The organism is Microvirga sp. P4_G7, assembly GCF_056401005.1.
This window is the reverse complement of sequence record NZ_JBFUKD010000107.1, coordinates 1-8,123: the sequence shown is the minus strand read 5'-3', so window position 1 is coordinate 8,123 and position 8,123 is coordinate 1. Positions and strand designations below refer to the sequence as shown.

Sequence of the window (8,123 nt, the reverse complement as noted above, 5' to 3'; positions counted from 1 at the left end):
AACTAAAGAACCTGCCACGCACGGGAAGCGTTATTTCGTTGTGAAAGCGTGAAAATTGCGGGTCGCGAGCAATTCCGATTCGACTTTCGCCGGAAGTTMCTTAAAGATGATTAAACGGTTAATCAAAAACAGCATCCCTTTATGTCCAACCAGCGTTCGCGACCCGGTTTGAGCGACATCGCCGCGACGTTCGGCGTCTCGGTCGCGACCGTATCGAACGCCATGTCCGGCAAGGGTCGCGTTTCGCCGGAGCTTGTCGAGAAGATCCGCAAGACCGCCGTCGAGATCGGATACATTCCGTCCTTACCCGGGAAGGCCCTCCGTACGGGACGAAGCGGTGTTCTCGGTCTTGTTCTCGCCGACATCGCTCATCCTCTGTTTCCGCAGATCGCGCAGGCTATCGAGTTCGCCGCAGCCAACGGCGGCTACGGTGTCCTCATCGCCGATTCCCGCGGCGACGTGGCTACGCAGACGGCTGCCGTCAGCCGGCTCCTTGAGCGCGGAGCAGATGGACTTGTCATCGTCCCGCGTCGCGGCACCCGCATCGGTGACATCGGCAGACCTGTCGTCGTTATCGACAGCCCGTCGACGCCCGGAAATACCGTCGCCGCCGATCACTGGAACGGCGGGGAGCAAATCGGCCGGCACCTGTATTCACTCGGCCATCGCCGCTTTGTCGTCATCGGAGGCAGCCCGACGTCGAATGTCCAGAACGACCGCATTGGTGGCATTCGATCGGCCCTTGGTTCTGACGCCTCGTGCGATGTGATCTGGGTCGAGGAGGTTGAGAAAGAGCGCGAGCGCGGCTGCGACCTCGATCTCGTCGCAAAAGCGCGGCAAGGATTTAGCGCGTTTTGTGCCGTATCCGATCTCAACGCTCTGCGCGCGCTCATGGAGCTGCAGCGTGGCGGCATCCAAGTTCCACGGGACGTAAGCGTCACGGGTTTCGACGATCTGATCTGGTCCCCCGTTGTAACGCCGAGCCTGACGACGATGCGAATGGACATGGAAACGATCGCCGAGATCGCCGTTTCGCGCTTGATCGAAGCCATCGAAACGGAAGGTCGAGATCCGAGCGCGCCCCGCAGCTCGCGATCGCCGAGCGTTCCCATGCAACTCGTTATCCGTCAATCGAGCGGTCCGGCCCCGATCACAAGAATTCAATCTCAGGAGAAATACCAGATATGACAAAAATCCTCATAACATCGAGCTTTGCCCTGATGCTGTTGATGCCGTCTGCCCACGCACAGGAGAAGAAGCTCGTCATTTCCGTTTACGGATTTGCGCAAGATGCGTTCAAGACCATTCTCTACGATCCATTTGAAGCAAAGTGCGGCTGTAAGGTCGTCGTAGAAACGGGCAACAGTGTCGAACGCTTGGCGAAGCTCGAAGCCAACAAGAACAATCCCGTAATCGACATGGCCGTCGTCTCGACGCCCGATGCGCTCGCTGCATCCCGCGCAGGTCTCATCGAACCGATCGACACCTCGAAGCTGTCCAATTACGACAAGCTCTATGACATCGCGAAGGATCCGATCGGCAACAAGCTCAGCATCGGCTACACCTTCTATGCCACGTCGATCGTGTATCGTTCCGACAAGGTCACCATCAATTCGTGGAACGATCTATTTTCGAAAGAGCTCGCCGGCCGCGTCGCCTTTCCCAATGTGACGACGAACCAGGGCCCGCCTTCGCTCTACATGGTCGGGAAGGCCATGGGACAGAACACGCCGGACCTAAAGGCGCCGATCGAAAAGGTGGCCGAGCACAAGGACGATGTCGTCACCTTCTACGTGCGTTCGTCGCAACTCGTGCAATTGATGCAGCAGGAAGAGATCTGGGCCGCACCGATCGGGCGTTTCGCCTGGGAAGGTTTCGCCAAGATGAACATGCCGGTCAAATGGGCGACGCCGAAGGAAGGTCAGACCGGTGGCATGAACGTCATGATCTTGACGAAGGGTGCAAAGAACAAAGACTTGGCGCTCCAGTTCATGGATTTTTGGCTCTCGACTGAAATTCAGACGAAGCTGGCTGAGAAGCTCGTCGACAGCCCGGCCAACAAGGAAGTCAAATTGCCGCCGGCCATCGCCGACAATCTCACTTATGGCGAGGATCTCGTGAAATCGCTGGACCTTCAGCCCGCCGAGGCCATCCTCGATAACCGCGAGTCCTGGCTTGCTCAATGGAACGCCAAAGTCGGGCAGTGACACGATTGAAGCGATGGTCCCGGCATTTCCGAGATCATCGCTCGATCATGATCGAGCCACGCATCTGATACGGACTGATTCTGATGTTTCAAAATCGAGCTGAGGCGTTGGCTCTTGCCCTTCCCGGGGCGCTGTTCGCTGCGATCGTTTTTATTCTCCCGGTCGGAATTCTGCTGTCCGAAGGCGTTCGAACGACGGAGGGATGGTCTCTCGCGTCCTATGTCTCTTTCTTTACCACACCGCTCAACTTCACTGTTTTTATCCGTACCTTGAAGCTGGGTGCATTGGTGACATTGGCTGCCGCGGTAATCGGGTATGCGGCTGCCCTTTGCATCGTCAACCTGCCTCCGAAAGGGCGCGGTCGCATGGTTGGGCTCGTCGTACTTCCGCTGATGATCTCGCCGGTGGCGCGCACCTATGCATGGATTGTCATTCTCGGCCGCACCGGAATCGTCAATCAGGCTCTCACGGGCTTGGGACTAGCCGACAGTCCGGCACGCATCCTGTTTTCCGAAACGGCCATTTTCATCGGACTTCTGCAATTGCTCTTGCCCCTGATGATCATTTCGCTCGTAAGTGCGCTTGAAAACATGCCGCGAGACGCCATTCCCGCTGCGCGCGTTCTCGGCGCGAACTGGCTCCAAGTGTTCTGGAAGGTGATTCTGCCTCTCACGAAGGAGGGCCTTGTGATTGGCGGCACACTGGTCTTCACGGGTTCTCTGACAGCGTATATCACGCCGGCCATTCTTGGCGGATCAAAGGTCTTGATGCTCGAAACCCTGCTCTACCAACGCGTCACCGTGGCCAATGATTTTGCTTCTGCAAGCGTGATCGCCATGATCCTGATCGTGATGAGCTTCTCGGCCAATCTGTTGCTGAAGCGACTTGCAACCGCGAGGAGCAAGCGATGACATCTCGCCTCTTGTCGACGGTCGTTCTTGCGACCGTCATGCTGTTTCTGATCGGTCCGTTCTTCATCATTGTCGCGGCGTCGTTGTCGGCGGGCGACACGCTCGCCTTTCCACCGCAAGGTTTGTCGTTCAAATGGGTCCTGAAGGTCTTCGAAGTCGAGAGCTTCCGGGCCAGTTTCGCGATGTCGATGTTCCTTGCGATCTTCGGCACGTTCGCCGCGCTGGTGATCGGGATTCCCGTCTCGTATGCTTTGGCCCGCTATAAACTACCGGCAGGCGAGGCGATCCGCACTATCGTGTCGGCGCCTATCATCGTGCCCGGAATCATCGTTGGTCTTGCTCTTCTGCGATACTTGGTGATTCCACTCGGCTTCAACTTGACGCTCGCGCTGTTCATGGCCCATGCCGCGCTGATATTGCCTTATGCGGTCAGGGTGGTGTCTGCCAGCATGGCCAACTTGCGCAGCGACATCGAAGAAGCCGCGGTCCTTTTGGGCTGTTCGCGTCTCGGCGCCTTCTTCCGTGTTGTCCTTCCCAGTGTCCGCGGCGGCATTCTGGCGGCATTCATTCTCGGGTTCGTCACCAGCTTCAACCAAGTTCCGGTATCGCTGTTCTTGTCCGGGCCGGGCACGCGGACGCTGCCTATCGATATGCTCGCCTATCTCGAGACGACCTACGATCCTTCGGTTGCGGCGCTCTCGGCGCTTCTCGCTTTCATGTCCATCGGCATCGTGTTTCTCGCCGAACGCTTTCTGGGATTCTCACGTTATGTCTGACGCTTCGTTCCTAAGTCTCGAGCGGTTGACGCTGGCCTATGACGACACAATCGCAGTCAATGCGCTTGACCTCAGCATCCGGCAGGGCGAGCTCGTCGCCTTGTTGGGGCCTTCCGGTTGCGGCAAGACCACCACCATGCGGTCGATCGCGGGTCTTCTCAAGCCGAAATCCGGCGCTATCCGGCTGGACGGCCTCGATATCACGCGCGTTCCGGCGAACAAGCGAGCCATCGGTTTGGTCTTCCAATCCTACGCTCTGTTCCCTCATCTCAGCGTGTTCGAGAATGTTGCTTTCGGTCTGCGTTTGAAGAAGCTCCCCAATGCGGAGATCGTAAAACGTGTCGATGACGGGCTGAAATCGGTCGGCCTGAGCAAGTATGCTGGACGCAAGCCTGCAGAATTGTYGGGTGGGCAGCAGYAGCGTGTCGCCCTCGCGCGCTCCATGGTGATGGAGCCGAAACTCCTTCTACTCGACGAGCCTCTCTCCAACCTCGACGCCCGGCTGCGTCTTGAAATGCGCACCGAGCTGCAGCGCGTTCAGAAGGAGACTGGAGTCACTATGATTTTCGTCACGCACGATCAGGTGGAAGCCCTGGCGCTTGCCGATCGGATCGTCGTCATGCTCGACGGCCGAATCGAGCAGATTGGAACGCCCGAGGAAATCTACAACGCGCCCGCATCCGCATTCGTCGCCGATTTCGTCGGCTTCGAGAATGTTTTTGCAGTTGAGAACGGTCAGCTCAAGACCGAGCGAGGGTTGATCGCGCTGTCCAAGCCCGCCCCTGCGGATGTCGCGGGCCTCGCGTGGCGACCCAAAATGGTCAAGCTCGACGAGGGTCCGTACGAGGGAGCCGTTCTTGGCGTCTCATTCGCCGGCAGCACGCGCGAGTATCTTCTGACGACGCCACTCGGTGCTATCAAAGCCGAGGTCGACGCAAGCGAGACTGTCCATCCCCTCGGGGCATCGCTGAAGTTCGACCTCCCAGTCGAGGTGGCTGCGCCCCTCAGGCGTTTTGCGTGAGGGCCCAATGGGAACCTGGATCGACACGGATATGGGCTTCGACGACATTCTGGCGGTTGTCATCGTCGATCAGTCGAACCTTACGATCGACGGCGTATCGTTAGTCTTCGGCAACGCGCCCCTCGAAGCGGTGAAGGACAATGCTGCGCGGGCAGCGGCCGCATTTGGATGGTCATTTCCGATCCACGCCGGCCGCGCTTTGCCGGTGTTGGGAAAACTCGAGACCGCGCAGCATGTTCTCGGCGCGAATGGCATTCCCACCGTCGGCCGGTCCCTCCCTGACGCAGAGCCACTTCCGCCGAGCGATGCGTTTCAAGCACTTTGCCAATGGCTCGAATCGGATGACAAGGCGCCGTTCCACATTCTCGCGCTCGGTCCGTTGACCAATATCGCAGCACTTGCCCTTGCCCGCCCCGATCTTGCGGCGAGGATCGGTCAGGTGACCTTCATGGGTGGCGGCGTCACCAGCGGAAATCACACCCCATCAGCCGAGTTCAATGCTTTTGCCGATCCGGAGGCGCTTGCGATTGTTCTCGCGAGCGGCATCCCACTGCGGATGGTCGATCTCGACATCTGTCGAAAGGTTCTCGTCGAGCCGTCGGCGGTTGATCCGATCCGTGCGGCCAAAGGCGACAATGCGGCCGTTCTGGCCGATCTGCTGGAGGCCTTCATCGATATCGCCATCAAGCGAAGACGCCCGGCCATGTCCTTGTATGATCCGATCGCAGCGGTCGCTTTCGTCGAGGAAGATGTCGTGATGTTTTCACCCGCGCGCATTGAAGTCGAACTTGCCGGCGTCCATACACGTGGCCGTACGGTTGTCGACAGCCGATACAACGCCGTGTTCAACGCCGAAGTTGCGACCGCGATCGACGCCGACCGCGCTCGCGAAATCACTCTCAACGCACTCCACACGGAGGCCGAGCGATGAGCGCGCGCGCAACTGAACCCGGCGACTTGAACGATCTGGTCTTGCGCGACCGGGCGGTTTCTGCCGCCCGTGGCGACATCGCCTTTGACGTCCTGCTGACGCATGGCACGATTGTCGATGTTGTGACAGGCGAATTACGAGCAGCGGATATCGGGATCGTCGGCCCGCTGATCGCGAGCGTACACGAGCGCGGTCGTTTTTCGGCCGCATCGCAAATCATCGACGTGGAGGGCTGCTACATCAGTCCCGGTCTGATCGATGCGCACATGCACATCGAAAGCTCGATGGTGACGCCTGCCACTTACGCGGAGACCGTGCTGCCCAAAGGCGTCACGACAATCGTGTGGGATCCGCACGAGTTCGGCAATGTCAGCGGACTGGAGGGCGTGCGGTGGGCAATCGACGCGTGCCGCGAGCTACCGTTGCGCGTTGTCACATTAGCGCCCTCCTGCGTCCCTTCCGCGCCTGGCCTCGAAATGGCCGGCGCGGATTTCGGCCCTGCCGAACTGGAGACGCTGTTGGCGTGGCCTGAGATCGGAGGACTCGCCGAAGTCATGAATATGCGCGGCGTGATCGACCGCGACCCACGCATGTCCGGCATCGTCCAGGCGGCACTGGCGTCTGGCAAGCTCGTCTGCGGCCATGCGCGTGGCCTCGGCGGCACCGACCTGAACGCGTTCATGGCGGCTGGCATCACGTCGGATCACGAGCTGACGTCGGCCGACGATCTGATGGCAAAGTTACGCGCCGGCATGACCATCGAATTGCGCGGATCACACGATCATCTTCTCCCCGAATTTGTCGCAGCGTTGAATGAACTCGGACACCTCCCGCAGACCGTGACGCTCTGCACAGACGACGTCTTTCCGGATGACCTTGAATCCGCTGGAGGGCTCGACGACGTGGTGCGCCGGCTGGTCCGCTATGGCATGCGTGCGGAATGGGCACTTCGCGCGGCAACCCTCAATGCTGCGAACAGGCTCGGACGCAACGATCTTGGTCTTGTCGCCAGTGGACGCCGCGCTGACCTTGCCGTCTTCGCCGACCTGACAGAATTCCGCGCCAGGCATGTATTCGCGAGCGGGCAGCTCATCGCGACACACGGCATGATGGCTCGCGACTTGGAACGCTTTCCCGCGGGGAGGCTGCGCGACACGATGAAGTTGCAAATGGTGTCGGAGCAGGATTTCAGAATTCCTGCACGCGGGACCCGCGCACGCGTTGCCACCATTGATCGCCCGCGTTTCACCCAATGGGGCGAAACGATCGCGGACGTGCAGGACGGTTTCGTCGTCCCGCCCGAGGATGTAGCACTCATCAGCGTGGTCCACAGGCATGGACGGGCGGATTCCCGTCCGCGGATCGGTTTTCTCACCGGATGGGGGCGCTGGAGAGGCGCCTTCTGTACGACGATCTCTCACGACAGCCACAATTTGACGGTCTTCGGCGGGAATCCGCGCGATATGGCGGTTGCTGCGAATGCAGTGATCGCAGCAGGCGGCGGCATGGCCGTTGCATCCAACGGAACGGTCGACGCCATCCTCGAACTGCCACTGTGCGGTCTGGTTTCGGAGGACAGCATGGAGAACGTTGCCGAGGGATTCCGTGCCATACGGGACGCGATCGACAAGATCGCCCCATGGCAAGCGCCCTACCTCGTCTTCAAGGCCTGTTTCGGCGCGACGCTCGCCTGCAACGCCGGCCCGCACCAGACGGATCGCGGAATCGCGGACGTGGCGGACGGTACACTCCTCGACACGCCTCTCCTGGAAATCTCGACGTAGGCCTCGCCGGCGGCTCCCTTAGGATTGCGCGGCGAGTTCCTGCCCTTAGGATTGCGCGGCAAGTTCCTGCTCGACAAGGGTTGCCCAGAACGCAACTCCCGTCCCGATGGCCGCGTCGTTGAAATCGTAAGCCGTGTTGTGATGCAAAGCCCCATCGACGGCCGGTCCGTTGCCGAGCCAAACATACGCCCCGGGAACCTGATCACCAAAGTATGCGAAGTCATCACCGGCGGTCGAGGGAGGGAAGTCCGTCACGACCTTTAAGCCGCAGACGCCTCTTGCCGCCTCGAGAGCGCGGGCAGCGATCGCGGCATCGTTGACCACGGGCGGTATGCGCCGGCGAAACTCGTACGCGACGTCGATCGCAAACATCGCGGCGGTTCCACGGGCCAGCCGCTCAATTTCCGCTTCGAGCTGATCGCGAACACCGGGCGTATATGCGCGCGCCGTTCCTCCGATCTCGACGAGGTCAGGAATGACGTTCAGAGCCTTC

8 protein-coding genes are annotated in these 8,123 nt (G+C 59.9%); 7 read left to right on the top strand and 1 reads right to left on the bottom strand.

The genetic code is table 11. The features are described 5' to 3' along the window. Nucleotides 1-141: 141 nt before the first annotated feature. The 7 genes from AC1DT3_RS07330 to AC1DT3_RS07300 all read left to right on the top strand — a co-directional run bounded on the left by AC1DT3_RS07330 (nt 142) and on the right by AC1DT3_RS07300 (nt 7,630). Nucleotides 142-1,188, top strand: a complete 1,047-nt coding sequence (locus AC1DT3_RS07330; RefSeq protein ID WP_477464596.1) for a LacI family DNA-binding transcriptional regulator — start codon at nt 142-144, stop codon at nt 1,186-1,188. Continuing rightward, on the top strand, nt 1,185-2,207 hold the full coding sequence (locus AC1DT3_RS07325) for an ABC transporter substrate-binding protein (protein ID WP_477464595.1): 1,023 nt from the start codon (nt 1,185-1,187) through the stop codon (nt 2,205-2,207). The genes AC1DT3_RS07330 and AC1DT3_RS07325 overlap by 4 nt, the downstream gene beginning before the upstream one ends. A gap of 83 nt (nt 2,208-2,290) precedes the next feature. Beyond that, entirely contained in the window at nt 2,291-3,118 is an 828-nt protein-coding gene (locus AC1DT3_RS07320; RefSeq protein WP_477464594.1) for an ABC transporter permease, read from the top strand. Beyond that, complete coding sequence (locus tag AC1DT3_RS07315) at nt 3,115-3,894, top strand: ABC transporter permease (RefSeq protein WP_477464593.1); 780 nt, start codon at nt 3,115-3,117, stop codon at nt 3,892-3,894. Before AC1DT3_RS07320 ends, AC1DT3_RS07315 begins: the two co-directional genes overlap by 4 nt. Beyond that, nucleotides 3,887-4,915 carry an ABC transporter ATP-binding protein gene (locus AC1DT3_RS07310; RefSeq protein WP_477464592.1) on the top strand — a complete coding sequence of 343 codons (1,029 nt, stop codon included), beginning with the start codon at nt 3,887-3,889 and terminating at the stop codon, nt 4,913-4,915. The genes AC1DT3_RS07315 and AC1DT3_RS07310 overlap by 8 nt, the downstream gene beginning before the upstream one ends. Before the next feature lie 7 nt (nt 4,916-4,922). After that, nucleotides 4,923-5,846, top strand: coding sequence for a nucleoside hydrolase (locus AC1DT3_RS07305; protein WP_477464591.1), 924 nt, complete (start codon nt 4,923-4,925; stop codon nt 5,844-5,846). Next, nucleotides 5,843-7,630: an adenine deaminase gene (locus AC1DT3_RS07300; protein ID WP_477464590.1), complete on the top strand. Its 1,788-nt coding sequence runs from the start codon at nt 5,843-5,845 to the stop codon at nt 7,628-7,630. Before AC1DT3_RS07305 ends, AC1DT3_RS07300 begins: the two co-directional genes overlap by 4 nt. A 45-nt stretch (nt 7,631-7,675) precedes the next feature. Here the strand turns inward: AC1DT3_RS07300 and AC1DT3_RS07295 are convergent. After that, nucleotides 7,676-8,123, bottom strand: a 448-nt coding sequence (locus tag AC1DT3_RS07295) for a M20/M25/M40 family metallo-hydrolase (protein ID WP_477464589.1), incomplete at its 5' end; no start/stop codon positions are given.

Coding starts and splice junctions, on each gene's coding strand:
- AC1DT3_RS07305 (WP_477464591.1), top strand. CDS start 4,923: ATGGGAACCTGGATCGACACGGATATGGGCTTCGACGACATTCTGGCG.
- AC1DT3_RS07300 (WP_477464590.1), top strand. CDS start 5,843: ATGAGCGCGCGCGCAACTGAACCCGGCGACTTGAACGATCTGGTCTTG.
- AC1DT3_RS07315 (WP_477464593.1), top strand. CDS start 3,115: ATGACATCTCGCCTCTTGTCGACGGTCGTTCTTGCGACCGTCATGCTG.
- AC1DT3_RS07320 (WP_477464594.1), top strand. CDS start 2,291: ATGTTTCAAAATCGAGCTGAGGCGTTGGCTCTTGCCCTTCCCGGGGCG.
- AC1DT3_RS07325 (WP_477464595.1), top strand. CDS start 1,185: ATGACAAAAATCCTCATAACATCGAGCTTTGCCCTGATGCTGTTGATG.
- AC1DT3_RS07330 (WP_477464596.1), top strand. CDS start 142: ATGTCCAACCAGCGTTCGCGACCCGGTTTGAGCGACATCGCCGCGACG.